Source organism: Flavobacterium sp. 38, from assembly GCF_057799715.1.
In genome coordinates this window covers 27,276-45,950 of record NZ_JBYNWZ010000018.1, presented here as the reverse complement: position 1 = coordinate 45,950, position 18,675 = coordinate 27,276, and the positions used below count along the sequence as shown (strand labels likewise).

Annotated in this window: 16 protein-coding genes; 9 read left to right on the top strand and 7 right to left on the bottom strand. The window is 35.1% G+C overall.

Going from position 1 to position 18,675, the window contains the following annotated elements; genetic code table 11:
* Positions 1 to 229: 229 nt before the first annotated feature.
* The 3 genes from AC3E9W_RS22785 to AC3E9W_RS22775 all read right to left on the bottom strand — a co-directional run bounded on the left by AC3E9W_RS22785 (position 230) and on the right by AC3E9W_RS22775 (position 2,347).
* Positions 230 to 754 carry a PH domain-containing protein gene (locus AC3E9W_RS22785; protein ID WP_488770190.1) on the bottom strand — a complete coding sequence of 175 codons (525 nt, stop codon included), beginning with the start codon at positions 752 to 754 and terminating at the stop codon, positions 230 to 232.
* A 72-nt stretch (positions 755 to 826) separates the two neighbouring features.
* On the bottom strand, positions 827 to 1,825 hold the full coding sequence (locus AC3E9W_RS22780; RefSeq protein ID WP_488770189.1) for a succinylglutamate desuccinylase/aspartoacylase family protein: 999 nt from the start codon (positions 1,823 to 1,825) through the stop codon (positions 827 to 829).
* Between the two features lie 162 nt (positions 1,826 to 1,987).
* Positions 1,988 to 2,347: a nuclear transport factor 2 family protein gene (locus AC3E9W_RS22775; protein ID WP_488770188.1), complete on the bottom strand. Its 360-nt coding sequence runs from the start codon at positions 2,345 to 2,347 to the stop codon at positions 1,988 to 1,990.
* 228 nt (positions 2,348 to 2,575) lie between these two features.
* Between AC3E9W_RS22775 and AC3E9W_RS22770 the strand changes: the two genes are divergently transcribed.
* From AC3E9W_RS22770 to AC3E9W_RS22740, 7 genes are all read left to right on the top strand, one after another.
* Positions 2,576 to 2,935: a hypothetical protein gene (locus AC3E9W_RS22770; protein ID WP_488770186.1), complete on the top strand. Its 360-nt coding sequence runs from the start codon at positions 2,576 to 2,578 to the stop codon at positions 2,933 to 2,935.
* Positions 2,936 to 3,148: 213 nt separating this feature from the next.
* The gene (locus AC3E9W_RS22765; protein WP_456893333.1) at positions 3,149 to 4,243 is read left to right on the top strand and encodes an efflux RND transporter periplasmic adaptor subunit; all 1,095 of its coding nucleotides are present in this window, start codon (positions 3,149 to 3,151) and stop codon (positions 4,241 to 4,243) included.
* Between the two features lie 51 nt (positions 4,244 to 4,294).
* Positions 4,295 to 7,411, top strand: a complete 3,117-nt coding sequence (locus AC3E9W_RS22760; RefSeq protein WP_488770185.1) for an efflux RND transporter permease subunit — start codon at positions 4,295 to 4,297, stop codon at positions 7,409 to 7,411.
* Positions 7,412 to 7,661: 250 nt separating this feature from the next.
* Positions 7,662 to 9,149, top strand: coding sequence for an efflux transporter outer membrane subunit (locus AC3E9W_RS22755; RefSeq protein ID WP_488770184.1), 1,488 nt, complete (start codon positions 7,662 to 7,664; stop codon positions 9,147 to 9,149).
* Positions 9,150 to 9,543: 394 nt separating this feature from the next.
* Positions 9,544 to 10,104 (top strand): Crp/Fnr family transcriptional regulator, encoded by a 561-nt coding sequence (locus AC3E9W_RS22750; RefSeq protein WP_488770183.1) that lies wholly within the window; start codon positions 9,544 to 9,546, stop codon positions 10,102 to 10,104.
* Positions 10,105 to 10,176: 72 nt separating this feature from the next.
* A complete protein-coding gene (locus tag AC3E9W_RS22745) occupies positions 10,177 to 10,503 on the top strand; it encodes a DMT family transporter (RefSeq protein WP_026728926.1) in 327 nt (108 codons plus the stop codon).
* 658 nt (positions 10,504 to 11,161) lie between these two features.
* Positions 11,162 to 11,608 (top strand): GNAT family N-acetyltransferase, encoded by a 447-nt coding sequence (locus AC3E9W_RS22740; RefSeq protein WP_488770182.1) that lies wholly within the window; start codon positions 11,162 to 11,164, stop codon positions 11,606 to 11,608.
* Positions 11,609 to 11,610: 2 nt separating this feature from the next.
* Here AC3E9W_RS22740 and AC3E9W_RS22735 read toward each other — a convergent pair whose 3' ends face one another.
* Positions 11,611 to 12,474: a LysR family transcriptional regulator gene (locus AC3E9W_RS22735; RefSeq protein ID WP_456893343.1), complete on the bottom strand. Its 864-nt coding sequence runs from the start codon at positions 12,472 to 12,474 to the stop codon at positions 11,611 to 11,613.
* 191 nt (positions 12,475 to 12,665) lie between these two features.
* On the opposite strand from AC3E9W_RS22735, the gene AC3E9W_RS22730 reads away from it, so the two are divergent.
* Both AC3E9W_RS22730 and AC3E9W_RS22725 read left to right on the top strand, forming a co-directional pair.
* Positions 12,666 to 13,187: a GNAT family N-acetyltransferase gene (locus AC3E9W_RS22730; protein WP_488770181.1), complete on the top strand. Its 522-nt coding sequence runs from the start codon at positions 12,666 to 12,668 to the stop codon at positions 13,185 to 13,187.
* Between the two features lie 12 nt (positions 13,188 to 13,199).
* On the top strand, positions 13,200 to 14,078 hold the full coding sequence (locus AC3E9W_RS22725) for a DMT family transporter (protein ID WP_488770180.1): 879 nt from the start codon (positions 13,200 to 13,202) through the stop codon (positions 14,076 to 14,078).
* Between the two features lie 278 nt (positions 14,079 to 14,356).
* On the opposite strand, the gene AC3E9W_RS22720 is transcribed toward AC3E9W_RS22725, so the two are convergent.
* The 3 genes from AC3E9W_RS22720 to AC3E9W_RS22710 form a co-directional block, all read right to left on the bottom strand.
* Positions 14,357 to 16,630: an ATP-binding protein gene (locus tag AC3E9W_RS22720; protein ID WP_488770179.1), complete on the bottom strand. Its 2,274-nt coding sequence runs from the start codon at positions 16,628 to 16,630 to the stop codon at positions 14,357 to 14,359.
* Between the two features lie 4 nt (positions 16,631 to 16,634).
* Positions 16,635 to 17,231 carry a biliverdin-producing heme oxygenase gene (locus tag AC3E9W_RS22715; RefSeq protein WP_488770178.1) on the bottom strand — a complete coding sequence of 199 codons (597 nt, stop codon included), beginning with the start codon at positions 17,229 to 17,231 and terminating at the stop codon, positions 16,635 to 16,637.
* 107 nt (positions 17,232 to 17,338) lie between these two features.
* Positions 17,339 to 18,673 (bottom strand): sensor histidine kinase, encoded by a 1,335-nt coding sequence (locus AC3E9W_RS22710; RefSeq protein ID WP_488770177.1) that lies wholly within the window; start codon positions 18,671 to 18,673, stop codon positions 17,339 to 17,341.
* Positions 18,674 to 18,675: the final 2 nt, after the last annotated feature.

The window sequence follows — 18,675 nt, the reverse complement described above, 5'->3', positions numbered from 1 at the left end:
ATCATTACAAACAAATCGTTTGAATTCTTCACTGTACTTAGACTGCCATTTTGATGATGATGTTTTTGAATATCTTTCCATATTTTTACACTTTTGTGTAAACCTATTTTAGGACAAGACAAGAAAATAAATCCAAATGAGTTTTTAAAACAGTTTCAACTTATTTCAGGACGAGACAACGAGCGGGACGCTCGCGCCAGCGAGGGGTAAATATACTTTTCAAATACAGTTACTTAAAAAGACTTAAATCAACTTTTTTGGCAAGAGGAAAAATGTTTTTAATTTTTACAATTTCAATTTCTTTGAAATGGTCTTTTACTATCTTGTCTATTTTTCTAGAATGCAAACTAGTCATTATTAAAACCTTACCATCTATCAATTGTAATTTTATGTAATAATAGTTTTCAAAAGGAAAACTTCTAACTGCACTATCGCTTAATTTGTTTGGTGTCATAACAATAGTAGCTTTTTCAATATCAGCAATATTATATTTTACACTCTTGTTTTTATAAATTACTACAAAGTATTGGTCATTTATGTCATAAACTGTTTTTGCACTTACGAAATAATAATTTAGATGGATAATAATTACAGGCACTGCAAAAATTACAAGAAAAGGTAATCCTAAATATAGGATGAATTTAGAACTTAAAACTTCTAAGTTAAAAATCCAAAAACCAAAATATAAACATGATATAAGTATTAAATCAAATAATGCATGCATTTGATTCCAAAAAGTCATTTTTAGCTTCATCTTTTATTGATTGCTTATATTTAAAATGATGTTTATATAATATTTTATAAAATGACTAAATCGAAAAACTTTTCAATACCCAATACAAAAAACAGTCTCCCCCATATTCACAGGCGGCGTACCAATTTTATACAAAATAATACCCGTTGCAGGAGATTTAATCTCAGTTAAAACCTTTCCAAATTCGTTAGAAACAAAACCGATTTTATCGCCTTTTTTAATGTAATCACCGCTTTTTAAAGTGCTATGAAAAATTCCAGCAATTTCTGCTTTTACATATTCCTGATTGTTTAAATAAACCGCTGACGGATTTTTTGCAGAAGCTGTTCCGTTGTTGTACATTTCCATATAATTGAGCATATTATAAACTGCTTTTTTAATTAAATGCACCGATTCTGTCTGCACATTTCCTAATTTTCCAGCTTCGATGCTTAAAGCGGTTTTTCCGTTTTGAGAAGCTTGTTTAAAAGCATATTTGGCAGGTTCGGTTTTGGTAATCGTGTACGGATAAGAAACGAGATGATTGATTCCCGAAATCTCTGAAAGTTTAGCACTTAAAAGCGTTTTCTTTTCTTCTGCTGTGTTGTTGTAATAACAGACAAATGGAAGCAAATCTTCGTTGGCATCTCCGCCATGAATGTCTAGAAAAATATCCGATTGCGGAATAATCTCTTTCGTAATATAATTGGCAATCTGTTCTGTAATTGTTCCTGTTTCTGAACCTGGAAAAGCATTATTCAAGTTTTTCCCGTCAAGCGGATTTACAAATGGTGTTCTTTTATAAAATGAACCTACATTGGCAATCGGAACTACAATTAAAGTTCCTTTTAACTTTTTAGGATCAATTTCTTTGATTAACTCTTGAACCGCTGCGATTGGAGGATATTCATAACCATGTATTCCTGCAACAATGGTAAAAACAGGCCCTTTTTCTTTTCCTGAAATAATTGTTACAGGCATATAATTATAAGGCGAGTCTGTTTGTAACTGAACCAAAGTATCTGTTCTTTTTCCGATATTTTCTTTTATGATTTTGTCTAGATTTTGTCCATAACTAATTACAGATAGCATTAGCAGTATTTTTGTTCCGAAAAGCTTTAAGTGATTCACGTAGTATTCTTTTATTATAGGAAACAAAGTTCGTTTCCTTGTATTCTTAAAACGCAAAGATAAGGCTTTAACTAAAAACTATTTCTAATATTATACGTATCAATTTGGTGCTCTTTCTTGAAATTAATTCTCAACCAACTCAATATCCATGGTTTTAATCAAGCTATCTTGAAAAGTATAAACGTGTTTTACCAATCCGTCAAACATCAAATTGCCTTGCAAGTCTTTTACATTTTGGTGCACTTTAACTTCAAGGCTGCCATTTTCTCTTTCGTCAAAACCAACCGGCTCTACTTTTGGGTTTATTTCAGACCATTGCCTTGTCCAATATTGTCTGATTTCGTCATGTCCGACAATATAACCGCCTTCCCAAGCTTTAGACCATTGCACATCTTCCTGCATCGTAGCTAAACAATTATCGATATTTCTTTCGTTAAAAGCATTGTACGCTTTTTTTATTACTTCTTGAAATTGGTCTGCCATTTTGTAGTTTTTTAATTATTCTACTAAGATAGCAATACTAACTTATTAATTACAAAGTCGGTAAAAAATTAAAACAGTAAAAACCAACTTCAATTATTATCAAATTTTTAATTTTCATGGTTTTTAAAATAATTTTAAGAAACCTTACTTTTCAAATTACTATATTTGGCGCACTTTAAACAATATTAATCTCTTTTTCTAAGGACAAATTTTATAAGCCGTACGTAAATGAAACCCACAAAGTTCATATATATCGTTTTACTTTCGCTGCTCTGCTTTTTTAGAGGCACCGAAACGTATCATCCGATTTATCATACGAGCAACTGTATTACCTTAGATAGCGTAACAGCAGACGATACGCAGATTTTTTCTTCTGAATTTTCTTCTTCTAAAAATTTAGAAGTTCATTACAAACTCAAAAAGAAAATCAAATCAAGAGCCACTACTTTAGAACAAAGTACGATCAAGGCTCCGTATTTTAGCAATTTAGTCAACTTCAAGCTTTATAAAAAGAGCTTAATTTATGGTATAGCTTCAATATACCACATCGAAAGACATCCTCATCTTCATTTGTATCAGCTTTTCTAGGCTGCAGGATTTAGTCGTTTTTATATTTCTAATTTCAGAAACAATACCTCATTTGCTGATGCGATTGAGCAGTTATTGCTATAAAAACATTTTTATTGCGGTACTTTTTCCAAAAACAAGTATTAGTAATCCATTTATTTTCTAAATCCAAATTCGTACTCCCTGTATTCACTTAGCAAGGGAGAAAATCTATTTATTCAAAAAATACACCTAATGATGAGCATTTATAAAAATCCATTTCTTTTATGCACTTTGGCTTTATTCGTTTTAGTCTCGTGCGGAGATAAATCAAAAAAAGATTCTAACAACATAAAAACAGTACCTGTTTACAAGGTAACTTTAAAAGACACCATAGTTTCGAGCAAATTTGTTGCCGATGTACATGCTAAAAACAATGTAGAAATTCACGTTCGTATTCCGGGTTTACTAGACAAAGTATACGTTAGCGAAGGACAAAAAGTAAAAAAAGGACAACTTCTTTTCAAAATAAGCGATGTTGAACTTCAGATTCAATTGCTGAAAGCCGAAGCGGTTTACAAAAGCGCTAAAGCCGATTTAAGAATTGCAACTGTCGAACTAGAACAGGCACAAACACTTTTCAATAAAAAAGTAATTGCAGACAAAGAATTAGAATTGTCTAAAGCAAAAAATGATGCCGCTTCCGCGAAATTAGCTCACGCAGCCGCAGAAAGAAAAGCCATCAACCAACAAATTAGTTTTACGACCATACGCGCGCCATTTGACGGAACTGTAGATAGAATTCCGTTTAAAGAAGGAAGTTTGGTTGAAAACGGTTCTCTATTGACAACCGTTTCTCAACTGGATGATGTGTACGCCTATTTCTCTATTCCAGAGAATACCTATTTCCAGATGATGGAAGACAAAACCTTAAACACTCATGGCGATATTAAACTGGTGTTGCCAAACGGAATGGTTTATGGTCAAAAAGGAGAATTAAGAACGGCTGACGGAGAAATCGACAGACAGACTGGTTCTATTCAATACAAAGCAAAATTTCACAATCCGCAAGGGTTTATCAAACACGGAACTTCTGGAAAACTGATTATTTCAGAGCCAAAAACCAATGCAATTTTAATTCCGCAGAAAGCTGTTTTTTCTATTCAGGACAAACAATACGTTTTCCGCGTGAACAAAGATGGAGTAGTTAAAATGACGAATGTTACAATTGAAACGACTCTAGATGATGTGTACATCTTAAATGACGGTCTAAAAAGCGACGACCTAATTGTACAAGAAGGTACACAATCATTGAGAGACGGCGATAAAATCAATATGAAACAAATATAGGTTTATCGACTTGTAAAACAGTTATTTAATTATTTATCTAAAAAATTTAAAATGATAGAGCTATTTATCAGAAGGAAAATATTGTCATTAATCATCTCGGTTATGATAGTGCTTCTGGGATTGCTGGCGTTGTTTCAGCTTCCCATTACCCAATTCCCAGATATTGTACCACCGTCTGTAACCGTTACAGCAAAATATACAGGAGCAAACGCAGAGGTTTCGGCCAATGCTGTCGCCCTTCCGTTAGAAAGAGCCATAAATGGAGTTCCGGGAATGACGTATATGTCAACCGTAACTTCCAACGATGGTTTGACTTTAATTCAGGTTTTCTTTGAAGTAGGAACCGATCCCGATCTGGCTGCCGTAAACGTGCAGAACAGGGTTACCACAATTCTGGACGAACTTCCTGAAGAGGTAATTCGTGCCGGAGTTACCACCGAAAAAGAGGTAAACAGTATGTTGATGTACTTGAATATTACAAGTACCGACAAAACTCAGGATGAGCAGTTTATCTTCAACTTTACGGATATTAATATCCTTCAGGAATTAAAACGTATAGACGGTGTCGGACGTGCCGAAATCATGGGACAAAAAGAGTATTCGATGCGTGTCTGGCTAGATCCAGAAAAGATGCTTTCGTATAATATTTCAGCAAATGAAGTGATTAATTCGCTTCAAAAGCAAAACATTTCTGCTGCACCTGGTAAAGTGGGTGAAGGTTCAGGACAAATGAACAATCAGCTGCAATATGTGATTAAGTACGGAGGAAAATTTTTCGAACCGAAGCAATACGAAGAAATTCCATTAAGAGCCAATTCAGACGGAACTATTTTACGATTAAAAGACATTTCGAAAATCGAATTTGGCGCCATGAGTTACGGAATGGTTTCTAAAACCGACGGAAAACCTTCTGCCTCAATCATGTTGAAACAGCGCCCAGGTTCGAACGCTTCTGAAGTAATTGCGAGCGTAAAAGAAAAAATGGCAGAACTGAAAGGGTCTTCTTTTCCTCCAGGAATGGAATTTAATATTGCGTATGATGTTTCTCGTTTCCTAGACGCTTCTATTCACGAAGTATTAAGAACATTGGTAGAAGCCTTTATTTTAGTGGCATTTGTCGTTTTCCTTTTCCTTCAAGATTGGAGATCGACTTTAATTCCTGTATTAGCGGTTCCTGTCGCGCTTATTGGTGCGTTTACGTTTATGTCGATGATGGGATTCTCGATCAACTTATTAACGCTTTTCGCCTTAGTACTTTCGATCGGAATTGTAGTCGATAACGCGATTGTCGTGGTCGAAGCCGTTCACGTAAAAATCTCCGAAGAACACATGGCGCCTATGGAAGCGACCATTAGTGCGATGAAAGAAATTACAGGTGCCGTTATTGCGATTACGATTGTAATGGCTGCGGTGTTTATCCCGGTTGCTTTCTTGAGCGGTCCTGTTGGAGTTTTCTACCGACAGTTCTCCTTAACAATGGCGATCAGTATCGTGATTTCGGGTATTAACGCACTTACGCTTACTCCTGCTCTTTGTGCTATTATGCTGAAAGCGCACGATCCGAATAAAGAGAAAAAATCACTTTTAGATCGTTTCTTTAACAGATTCAACCATTGGTTTGATAATATTACTTCAAAATACATTAAAGTATTAGTGAAATTTGCCGATCGAAATACCGTTACCGTTGGTTTATTGGTACTTTTCTGCATCTTAACTTGGGGAACTACTAGATTTTTAGCCTCAGGATTTATCCCGACGGAAGATCAGGGAATGGTTTACGTGAGTGTTACTACTCCGCAAGGAGCAACGGTAGAACGTACTGAAAAAGCGTTGGATGAAGTAACTAAAATTGCGCAAGGCATTAAAGGTGTTGACAACGTTACAACACTTGCAGGATACAGCATTGTAACTGAAATCGCTGGAGCTTCGTACGGAATGGGAATGATCAACTTGAAAGACTGGAGCGAACGTGATATTTCGGTTACCGATTTTATGGCCGAGCTTACAGAAAAAACTAAAAATATTTCTGATGCACAAATTGAGATTTTTGCACCGCCAACTGTTCCTGGTTTTGGTAACACGAGTGGTTTTGAGCTTCGTTTGCTGGATAAATCTGGAGGAAGCATTACCAATACCGATAAAGTAACGAAAGAATTTATTAAAGAATTAAATGCTTCGCCAGAAATTCAGAACTCATTTTCGAGTTTTGACGCTACTTTCCCGCAATATTTAATTCATATTGATTATGATTTGGCTGCGAAAAAAGGAATTTCGGTAGACAATGCCATGAGTACTTTACAGACGATGTTAGGTTCGTTTTATGCAACCAATTTTATTCGTTTCTCTCAAATGTATAAAGTAATGGTTCAGGCCAGTCCGCAGTTTCGTCAAAATCCAGAAAGCATTTTGGATATGTATTTGAAAAATGAAGCTGGCGAAATGGTTCCGTTTTCTACTTTCATCAAATTAGAAAGAGTGTACGGTCCAGAGGTTTTAACGCGTTACAACATGTATATGTCGGCTATGATTAATGGTGAACCTGCTGAAGGTTACAGTTCTGGAGATGCGATTGCTGCAGTGGAAAGGATTGCTGCAGAAAAATTGCCAAGCCGTTTCGAATTGGAATGGTCTGGTATGACGCGTGAAGAGATTCTTTCGGGTAACCAAACGATATACATTTTTGGACTGTGTATACTTTTTGTATACTTATTATTGGCCGCGCAATACGAAAGTTTATTGCTTCCGTTCCCAGTTTTATTAAGTCTTCCAGTTGGAGTTTTCGGCTCTTACATTGCACTTGTAATGGTTGGATTAGACAATAATATTTACGCCCAAGTAGCACTCGTCATGCTGATTGGTCTGCTCGCCAAGAACGCCATTCTGATTGTCGAATTTGCCATGGCGCAGAACAAACTCGGACGCGATATCGTCGAAGCCGCAATTGAAGGCGCAAGACTTCGTTTCCGCCCAATTTTGATGACTTCATTTGCTTTTATTTCAGGTTTGATTCCGCTGTGTATTGCTTCTGGTGCGGGTGCAATTGGTAACCGTTCGATCGGTACAGCTGCTGCAGGCGGAATGCTAATCGGAACTGTATTTGGTCTTTTGATTATTCCAGGACTTTACATACTGTTTGCGAAATTGGAAAAACGAATGAGTAAATCTTAATTCTTTTATTTAAACACATAGAAACATAGACATGCGAATCGCAGAAAGGCGTTTCACTTAGTTTAAATAAACATAGCTAATCGTTGTAAAAAACTTTGTCAAAGTTTCAAACTTTGACAAAGTTGACATCAAGTACACAAAGCTATGTGTTAGAAACTAGTTTCTTTCAATTCCCTTTTCCAAAAAAGAAAAAACTATGTTTCTATGTGTTAAAAATTACGCACAGTGAGAAATAAAATAAATCGAAAAAATGAAAAACATATTAAATCAATATAAAAATACTGATGTGATAAGGACAACCAAAAGTGCCGTTGTAATAACCGGAATTTTACTTTTGACTGCTTGTTCTGCTCCAAAAGTCAGTAACAAACTAGACGCAGCAAAGCTTCCTGAAAATTTTGACACAAAAACTAAAGAAGCTTCAAGCGAGACACCTTTTATTCCGTTAAAAACAGGAACCTTTTTTAAAGATCCGAAATTAGACGAATTGCTTAAAAAAGCGGTGGCTAAAAATCCTGATTATTTAATCATGCAGGAGCGAATTTTAATTGCCAATTCGCATTTAAAAGTCGCTAAACTGGCGCTTCTTCCCTCTTTAGATCTTGTGGCAGATGCTTCTGGAACGCATTATGGAAAATATACAATGGATGGAGTTGGTAACTACGATACTAACTTTTCTCAGAATATTACCGAAAAACAAAGAATTAACGAAGATCTTACGCCAAACCTATTTTTAGGAGCAAAAGTTTCTTGGGAAGCTGACATTTGGGGAAAACTGAGCAATCGTAAAAAAGCAGCACAACAGCGATTTTTTGCTTCTCAGCAAGGAATGCGTTTATTACAGACGCGTCTTTTAGGCGATGTTGCCGATTTGTATTTTAAATTGATTGCTTTAGACAAACAAGCTGCCATATATGATGACAACTTAAAAACGCAAGAAAGAGCGCTTGATATTGTTTCGGCGCAAAGATCGGTTGGAAAAGCGACTGAATTGGCTGTACAGCAATTTAATGCGCAAAACAGTAATATTCACGCCGAAGCTTCAGAATTAAAACTAAGCATCGATCAGACCGAAAAAGCTTTATTGACGCTTTTAGGTGAATACGGCGGAAAAATCGACAGAAGCAGCGATTTCTTGTCTGGACATTTGGAGGTTTTAAACCAAAAAATAAGCGTAGATTCTATCATTCACAAAAGACCAGATGTATCTGAAGCTTATTTCGAATTACTGGCAAGCAATGCTGACGCAAAATCGGCTCGTGCGGCCTTTTTTCCAACTGTAAATCTGGGCGGATATGCAGGTTTTAATTCGTTTTCGTTCAGTACTTTCTTTGATGCGGGTTCTTTCGCTTGGCAATTATTGGGCGGTTTGACAGCGCCAGTTTTCAACAAAGGTCAGATCAAACAGGAATTTTATGTTTCGAATAGAAGACAGGAAATTTCATTTCTACAATATCAAAATACCGTTACAACAGCTTTCAACGAGTTAAGTGCTTTACTGCATAGAAATCAAGCATATGAAGATGTTTTAAAATATAAATTGAATGAAATTGACCATCTCGAAATTGCCGTAAACGTCTCAAACGACCTGTATTTGAGCGGTTATGCCAATTATCTGGAAATCATTAATGCACAAAAAAATAAATTGCAGGCCGAATTGGACTTTGTCGATATCCAGCTTCGAAATGCAAACTCACAAGTATTGCTGTACAAAGCTTTAGGCGGAGGAATAAATTAGTTTATATGTTGGTCAAAAATTGCTTCTGTTTATAATAGCTCATCGCAGAGGCTGTTTTATATCCCATTTCTTAATTGAAGTGGGATTTTTTTTTATAATAGTACCCTTATTTTTAACACTTAGAAAAGACATATATTTTACCGCAAAGAGCGCAAAAGATTTTACGCAAAGTGCGCAAATTTTTTTTAAATCATTTACATTGAAAAAGTTCGCAAAGCTTTGTCTGCACAAAGCTTTGCGAACTTAAAATATCGATTAGGATTAGTCTCAGAACAAAAATATCTTTGCGAACTTTGCGTTAATTTTTATGCCATTCAACAGAAAAGCTATTGTTTTTTTATCGATTTTTTTCGGTTACACTTAACAACTATTATCTTTATTAAAAAAACTGAAAATGGATATTTCCAAAATTCTTGATCTTATACACGCACTTCCTGAAGAGTCCAAATTGGCATTGCAAAATAATGTCTCCGAAATTGCTTTCGCGAAAGGGCATATTTTACTAAAAGCCAACAAAATAGAATCGAATATTTATTTTATAAAAAAAGGATTAGTGCGAGCGTATGTGGAGCGAGATAATGAAGTAACTTTCTGGTTTGGAAAAGAAGGAGAAACTATTATTTCGATGAAAAGTTATGTCGAAGACCAGCCGGGATATGAAAATATTGAACTTTTGGAAGATTGCGAATTGTACGAACTCAAAACGGAAAACTTGAGAAAGCTCTTTAACGAAGATGTTCATATTGCGAATTGGGGAAGAAAATTTGCAGAAAAAGAATTGATTAAAACCGAAGAACGTTTGATTTCTAAGCAATTCAAAAATGCCTCTGAACGTTATTTGGAATTAATGAAAGATCATCCTGTACTGCTCCAAAGAGTTCAATTAGGACATATTGCTTCTTATCTAGGAATTACACAAGTCAGCTTAAGCAGAATACGTGCAGAGTTAAAATAATTTCATTTTTTATCATTTGTTAAATTATTTCTGCTTTCCATAAAAGAACTTTGCAGCATAAAATTTAACTATATGAACTGGATTATTTTAATCATTGCAGGCTTGTTTGAAGTAGCCTTCGCCTCATGTCTCGGAAAAGCAAAAGCAACTACAGGAACCGAAATGTACTATTGGTATATTGGTTTCTTCATCTCATTAACGGTAAGTATGCTGTTGTTAATGAAAGCTACAGAAACGCTTCCGCTTGGAACTGCTTACGCGGTCTGGACCGGAATTGGAGCGGTCGGAACTGTATTGGTCGGAATCTTTGTTTTTAAAGAACCTGCTGCTTTCTGGAGATTGTTCTTCTTAGCGACTCTAGTTGGTTCTATTGTTGGTCTAAAAGCGGTTTCGCACTAAAAATATATTTTTGTTTCAGGTTTCAAGTTTCACGTTACTCAACTTAATTTGAAACTTTTAAAATTGTTACATTCAACTTTGTCAAAGTTTCGAACTTTGACAAAGTTTTTTTTGTTTTTAAACACATAGAAACATAGATTATTCTCTCCAAAAAAAGGAAATTGAAAGAAACTAGTTTCTAACACATAGGTATACACGCTCAACATCCCAATCTTGTCATTCCGAGGAACGAGGAATCTCACGCGCGATTCGACAAAGATTGACGAACTTTGACAAAGTTTACGCACCTCACATAGAACATAGCCCAAGGTTTCAACCTTGGGTACACAATATATTAACCCACGATATTTTATAATCGTAACGTCCCCAAGGTTGAAACCTTGGGCTATGTTTTAAAATTGGAGTATAATTACATTTCTATTTTCTATTTTCTATTTTCTATTTTCTATTTTCTATTTTCTATTTTCTATTTTCCATTTTCCATTTTCCATTTTCCATTTTCCATTTTCAAATTACACAATTATCTAATTTCCTAATTACCCCAATTATCTAATTAAAAAACTAATGCGTTTTCAGCATCACATGATAAAAAAATAGCATTTTACCACATTATTCTCGACATTATCTTTGTCAAAAAAATTAAAGCATAAATTAAAACATGACATTCAGCCATTCCATTAAATCTTTTGACGAATTAACCAATCACGAATTATACAATATGCTTCGTTTAAGATGCGATGCTTTTGTTGTAGAACAAAACTGTCCCTATCTTGACTTAGACAATAAAGACCAGAAAAGTTTTCACTTATTATATTACGTCGATAATGAATTGGCAGGCGTAACACGTTTGCTTCCTGCTGGAATTTCATATGATGAAATTTCGATTGGAAGAGTTGTAATTGCGCGCACGCACCGCGGACTAGGTTTAGGCAAAAAACTGATGGAAGCTTCTATTGCGGGCTGCGAAGAAAAGTTTGGAAGAGCACCAATTAGAATTAGTGCGCAATATCATTTGTCTTCGTTTTACCAATCGCTCGGATTTGCAGAACAAGGCGAAGTTTACGATGAAGACGGAATTCCGCATATCGAAATGCTGCGGGCATAAGTTTACGGAATAATCAGTTTCAAAACATTGGCCAATACAGGATTATGATCTTCGGTTCTCCAATTAATGTACAAATCGGTTTCCAAAGGCAATTTGATAAATCGGATTCCGGGGATTTCATGAAAAAGATAAGAATCGGGTAAAATCGCTATTCCGAGCCCTTTTCGAACCAAAGCAATAATAGAAGAACCAAATTCAGAGTGAAGATATACTTCTGGAGCATTTTCTAGAGAATGGAACAATCTTCTGATGAGATCGCTGTAACTGCTTCCTTCATCGTTTGTTGGCAAGATAAACTTTTGAGAGCCAAGCGTTTCTTTCGTCAGATCTTCTGGAGTTTGATACGGATGATTTTCTGGAACCACAATGGCCAAATGATCGGTATAGATTTTTTGAGATTGAATATCTTTAGCATTATTAATATCTCTGGTTATAGCCAGATCTATTTTATAATTGCGAAGGAAATCCTGCTGGTTTTCGTAAAGCACTTGAACCAATTTGATTTTAAGTTTTGGAAAAGCATCAGAAATACGAGATATAATATCAGGCATAAGCGAAGCCGAAATCGAATCAGGATGAGAAATGGTAATGGTACCGCTCTCCCCTAACTGAATCTGGCGGGCAGATTGATGAATAAATTCTAATTTACTCAATTCTACCTCCCATTTTTCTTTTAAGAATTGACCCGCTGCCGTAAGTTTGACATTGCGTTTATTGCGTTCAAAAAGTTGCACACCAAGCTGATTCTCCAAAGACTGAATCTGACGGCTGAGTGCTGATTGTGTAATATTCATTTTTCCGGCAGTATTCCAAAAATGAAGTTCGCGCGACAACGCCAAAAAATATTTTATCTGCTGTAAATCCATTGATGCAATTTACGCATTTATTGAGAATAAAAAATAGCTTTTAATGCATTAAAACTTAATTGTTTTAACACATAGAATCATAGGATATTGAAGATGCTGAAAGGCATTTCACTTATTTTAAAAAACATAGCAATCTATTAAACTTGACAGGTTTTAAAAACCTGTCAGGTTTCGTAACTAAAAATAAAACGATGAATACTTTAAAAATAACCAAAGCAACAATTGATGACGTTTTAAAACTGCAATCGATTGGCAGACAAACTTTTGCTGAAACCTTTGCTGATGTAAACAGTGAAGAAAACATGAATAAATATTTGGACGAAAGCTTCGCTACAGCAAAACTAACTGCTGAATTGGAGAATACATCTTCCTACTTTTATCTTGCTATTTTAGACGAAAAAGTAGTCGGTTATTTGAAATTGAATACCGGAAATGCGCAAACAGAAAAAGAAGATCTAAACGCCTTAGAAATTGAACGCATTTATGTAGCCAAAGAATTTCACGGCAAAAAAGTCGCGCAACCTTTGTATGCACAAGCAGAAAAAATCGCTGAAGAAATTAAGGCTACTTACATGTGGCTGGGCGTTTGGGAAAAGAATTTTAGAGCGGTAAGTTTCTATACTAAAAATGGTTTTGTGCAATTTGACACGCATATTTTTAGATTAGGCGACGACGAGCAAACCGATTTAATGATGAAAAAAGCATTGCTTTAATATAATTTCAAAATGGAAAGAAAACGGCTTTTATTGTTTTTACTAATTCTCGGCACAGCATTCTGGGGAGTTTCATACTCGGTTACCAAAATGGCTATTGGCCACTATTCGCTCAATATTTTTTTATTTTATCGTTTCCTTTTAGCTGTATTTGTATTGAGCATTGTTTTCTGGAAATACGTTAAAAACATCAATAGAGAAGCAATTAAAACAGGATTTGTGCTTGCAGTTCCAATGTTTTTAGGAATTCAACTGCAGACTACGGCACTCAAATACACTGATGCTTCACAATGTTCTTTCATCGCCGGACTTACCGTAATTATTATTCCGATGCTGAAATTAGCGGTTTACAGAACCAATACGCCTTTAAAAATATGGATTGCTGCTCTGACTGCTTTAACAGGATTATTCATTATTGCCATAACAGATAAATTTACCATAAACATTGGTGATTTGTTTACCATTTCGGGTGCGTTTGCTTTTGCCGTTTATCTGATTTCGGTCGAAAAACATTCGGCTGCCAAAAATCTTTTATATTCTATTGTTCCTATGTTTGCGTTTTGTGCGTTGTTTACTTTTTGTATCGCACTCACCGATTCGCAAGCTGTTTGGTTTCCTAAAAACGATACTTTTTGGCTTGGTGCCGTTTACTGCGCTTTGTTTTCTACGGCTTTTATGTATACGGTTTCCAATATTTCGCAGCGTTATTTATCAGCAGAGCGCGTGGCGGTTATCTATTTGTTTGAGCCTGTTTTTGGTGCAATTGGGGCTTTCTTTATCTTGGGAGAAAATCTTTCGTGGCGTTTGCTTTTGGGCGGAACTTTGATTTTTTCGGCAACTATTATTTCAGAAGTGAATTTTAAAAGCCGAAAGATTAAAACTGTTGAGTAGAAAAATTGATTTGTGTAGATGCTGATTTTTTTAAACACATAAAACATAGTTTACTGGACCTACTAAAGTCTCCCAAAGTTAAAACTTTGGGCTATGTTCTATACGGCATGTGTAAACTTTGTCAAAGTTTGAAACTTTGACAAAGTTCTAACGTATCGCCAACTACAGCTATGTGTTAGAAACTAGTTTCTTTCAATTTCCTTTCTGAGAGAGAAAAAATCTATGTTTCTATGTGTTTAAAAAATCTATTCTCTATTCTCTATTCTCTATTTTCTATTTTAAATTGGCAAAAGTGTATCCTCAGAATCGCAAGGAAAATAAATTATGATATTGGTACCTTGATCTGGTTTTCCTTCTGCGCGAATATCTCCTCCAATAGTCTGCATAATTTTTTTGCAAAGTGCCAAACCAATACCTGAACCAGTGTAATGCTCCTGTGTGTGAAGTCTGGTAAAAACTTTAAAAATAGATTCTGCATATTGCTGTTCAAAACCGATTCCGTTATCAGAAAAACAAACCCAGTGGCAATACACTTTATATCTATCGTGTATTATAACTGGTTCTTGAGAAGCTGTAATTTGAATTTTTAACTGTCTTTCTGCAGAAGCATATTTTATGGAATTCTGCAGAATGTTAATAAAAAGCTGACGCATTAAAAAACCAATAGCATGAACTTCCGGAAGGTTTTCATGCTCAATTAAGACATTGCTCTCAGAAATATTTTCATGCATCTCTTTAACAGTAGATTTCAAGATTTTATTTAAATCTACTGGCTGCAATGTGTCTCTCGTATTTTTTATGCGCGTATATTTTAAAATATCTTCTAATAAACCGCTCATTCTGCTCGCAGATTTAGAAACGCGCTGCAAAGAATTCGAAATTGATTCTGTAGAAATCACATCCAGTTCTGTCAGCATTTTTGAAGTAATCAGCTGTATTTTACGCAATGGTTCCTGCAAATCGTGCGTACTAATCCAGTTAATGTTTTCGAGTTCAGAATTTGTTTCTTTCAATATTTCACTCTGGTTGCGGTATTTTTCCTCTTCTTCACTCAACATAATCAAAATAAGCTGATTGTGTAAAGTATGGGCATATTGAACCGCAGCATTAATTTCGTACGGTTTCCACGGACTGCTTTGATTTTTTACAATCTGTTTCCAGATGTCAAAAGAATTTCTTGGATGAAGTCCGTTAGCATCTTTAATAATACTTTTTTCAGGATCGCCTCCCCAATTAATTTCTGAAATGGTTTCGGGTCTGTACCAGATAATATGATCATTATTTCCAACAGAATGATAAATTATCCCTGCAACCGACGAATTATTAGCTATTTCAGGAAAAAAATCAATGAGTTTATTGGTAGAAAAAGTCTCATTATTAAGAGCCTGAATCTCATCTAACAAATTGATAATCTGATCATCTGAAGGCACTAACCCATTTTTATAAATTTTCTCTCTGGAAACAATAGATACACCCGCTGCATTACATAGCTCCAGTAGTTGGGGTACTTTAACAATACTTTCTAATGCCTGTTGCGAAATTTCAAAATCTTTTGCCGTTATATGTTCCAGTGCCAGAATTGTTTTTTGGGCACTAACATTCTCATCATTCGATTGTCTGATATCAATTTGAGAAGTGATAAACTGACCCTGCAATTTTGCGGCTAATCGAATTTCTGGCGAAATATTTTTTTCAGAATAATGATGACAGGCTATCAATCCCCACAATTTTCCGTGATGGATTAGCGAGATTGTAAGTGTGGCACCAACGCCCATATTTTTTAAATACTCCACATGAATTGGTGACGTACTTCTAAGGATTGAAAGACTTAAATCTAAATTTTTCCCTTCTTTATCATCTACAGTAAAAATCGGTACTGGCTCATAATTGATATCTACAATAAGCCTAAGCTCGTTTTTGATATATAATTCTCTGGCCTGCGCCGGAATATCGGTATGTGGATAATGAAGTCCTAAAAACGGCTCTAAATCTTCTCTGCAATCTTCTGCAAAAACTTCTCCGTTATATTGTTCGTCAAAACGATAAATCATTACACGGTCATAACCCGTTATTTCACGTGTTCCCTGTGCTACAAGTGCGCACAGCTCTTTTAGCGATTCAGTTTTGTTCATTTGGCTAACAAACTGAATCGTCTGTTTGTACACATCGGCGAGTTTTTCTTTATCGGGAAAAAGAGCTTCGGCTTCTAAAATGTACGTTTCGCCGCTTTTATGTATGTTGATTTGAAATAGCTTACCGAGCAAATCTATTTCAAGAGGAAAAGCATCTTTTATTTCATCGCCATTGATATAGTCTGAGATTTCTTCCTGACAAGTTGTACTAAAAATGGTTGCAAAAGGTTTGCCTAAAACCTGCGTGTGAACCAAATCAAAAAAGGAGGAAATATTTTCTGTACAAAAATCAATAATCCATCCTGAGGTAATTCCCAACAAAAAGCCATGAGGCTGAATTTTTCCAGGTATATGTATGGGCTCGTTTTCACAATTGTCTAAAGTAACAAGATCCCTGTTAACTATATCTTTAATCTTCATTGTATTACTTCGCTGCAAAATGATTATAAATGCTGTCAAATGCAAAAATTGCTCCTTCGATAATTTCTTCTCCACAATTGTGTTCTTGCTCATAATCTGCCAAGAAACTCAAGAAAGATTTCCAGAAGCTTCCCGTTTTGTCGCCATAGCCATTAAAATAAGAAACTCCTTGTTCTCCAGACAATTCAGGAAATTTAGATACATTCTTTAAAATAAATCTTCCGCCTAGCGTAGAACCTTCAACCACATATAAAACGCCTAAAGCAAAAGGCACTGAAGTTATTTCTTTTTGAAAAACTTTCTCAGAATTCGTTTTTTGTGCATTCAGAAAAATAAGATCTTCTTCTATAAGATGTTTCTTTCTTCGTTGCTCTAAATCTTCTAAACGGTTAGAAAAGAAAGGAAAAATAAGTCCTTCCGTATCGTTGTGAACATCGTGCATTAAACTCAAATAATAAGTGTAATCTTCGATCTTCATCTCTGGCGACATAATCGATTTAGATACTGGAAGTTCTTCTAATTTCTTATGAGAATCAGCCGTTTGTGTTTTTAAATCTTGAAGAAAAGTAGAAGCTATTGTAGAAGTTGAATCTGTACTCATGGTTGTAATATCGTTATTTTAGGAGAGTCTATTTGGCAGCTCCTCTTCACAAATTTAAAAAAAAAATAATAGCTGTCTATAAAAACGTTTTATTAATAGAATTTCTATCAATCCTCAATCAAACAAATCTCAAAAGTTGTTTTTCCATTTTCATTTTTATGCGAAATATATCCGCCGTGCGCTTCTATGATATTTTTAGATAAAGTCAGTCCAATTCCCGCGCCTTCTGTTCGCGTGGTGAAAAAAGGAAGGAAAATTTTGTCTTCAATTTCTTTTTCAATTCCTTTTCCGTTGTCTGTAATTCGAATAAAAATGCGATTGTTTTTGGCTTCCGCCGAAATCGAAATTTGCTTTAAAGCATTGTTTTCTACCGCATATATCGAATTCGTCAATAAATTAATAAGCACTTGTTCTGTCTGCTGCGAGTCAACATTTATCCAATAATTTTGAGCAACCGTATTGCTTACTTCTATATTATTTTTCTTAAACAGCGGACTCATAATTTGAATACCGTTTTCAATGAGTTGCTGTAGATCTGCTTTTTCTTTTTTAGGAGACGGAAGCATTGCCAATTTTCGATAGCCTTCGACAAATTTCTGCAAATGATCGCTTCGTCTCAGCATGGTTTGCACACTGTGTTTGATATCTTCTAAATCTTCTGTCGAAAGCGAATCTTGTTCTACTAAATCTTCCAGATTCTGGCAGATGGAACGAATTGGCGTTATGGAATTCAGCAACTCATGCGAAATCACTTTCATCAAATTAATCCATGCGTCTTTCTCTTTTTTCTCTACGACATTCTGAATCGAATCTAACAGAACAATAAAATAATCCTGTCCAAAAATCTCGGTTCGCGAAGCTTGTAAAACAAAAGTCTGTTTGCTCTGTTCATCAATACTAATTTCGATTGAGGTTTTTATTTCATGAAAATCATCTTCTTCAATAATTTCGCATAAAGCCGGCAATTGATTTTTTAGGTATTTCCATTTCGAAACTTTCGAAACATTAAAATGACTCGAAAAATAATCATTCATTAAAAAAATACTCCAATCGGCTTCCTGTTTCTGCAAAATAATAACGCCCGATTCGATATTGTTTAAAATCGAACGGTAAATAATATCTCTCGTAACCTGCTCATTTTGTTTACTTTTCATTGTTTCGTACAAAGTGAACAAATCATTGTAGGTGCTATTAAATTTATGTTTCGAAAAATCGGAACTAAAATCATCCTGCAAAATCGAAGAAATGGTTTTATTGTAAACCAAAACCAGATTTCGAACATAAAAATACATTTCGCGCGCCAGCAGAAAAACCATACACAGTCCAAATATCCCAGTGAAAAACAAACCAATTCGGAAGAAATAAAGCGACAATTCAATCCCGACAACGATAAAAATTAACCGTAGGAAAAGAAGTTTATAAGTTTGTAAAGTCCTCAACATAG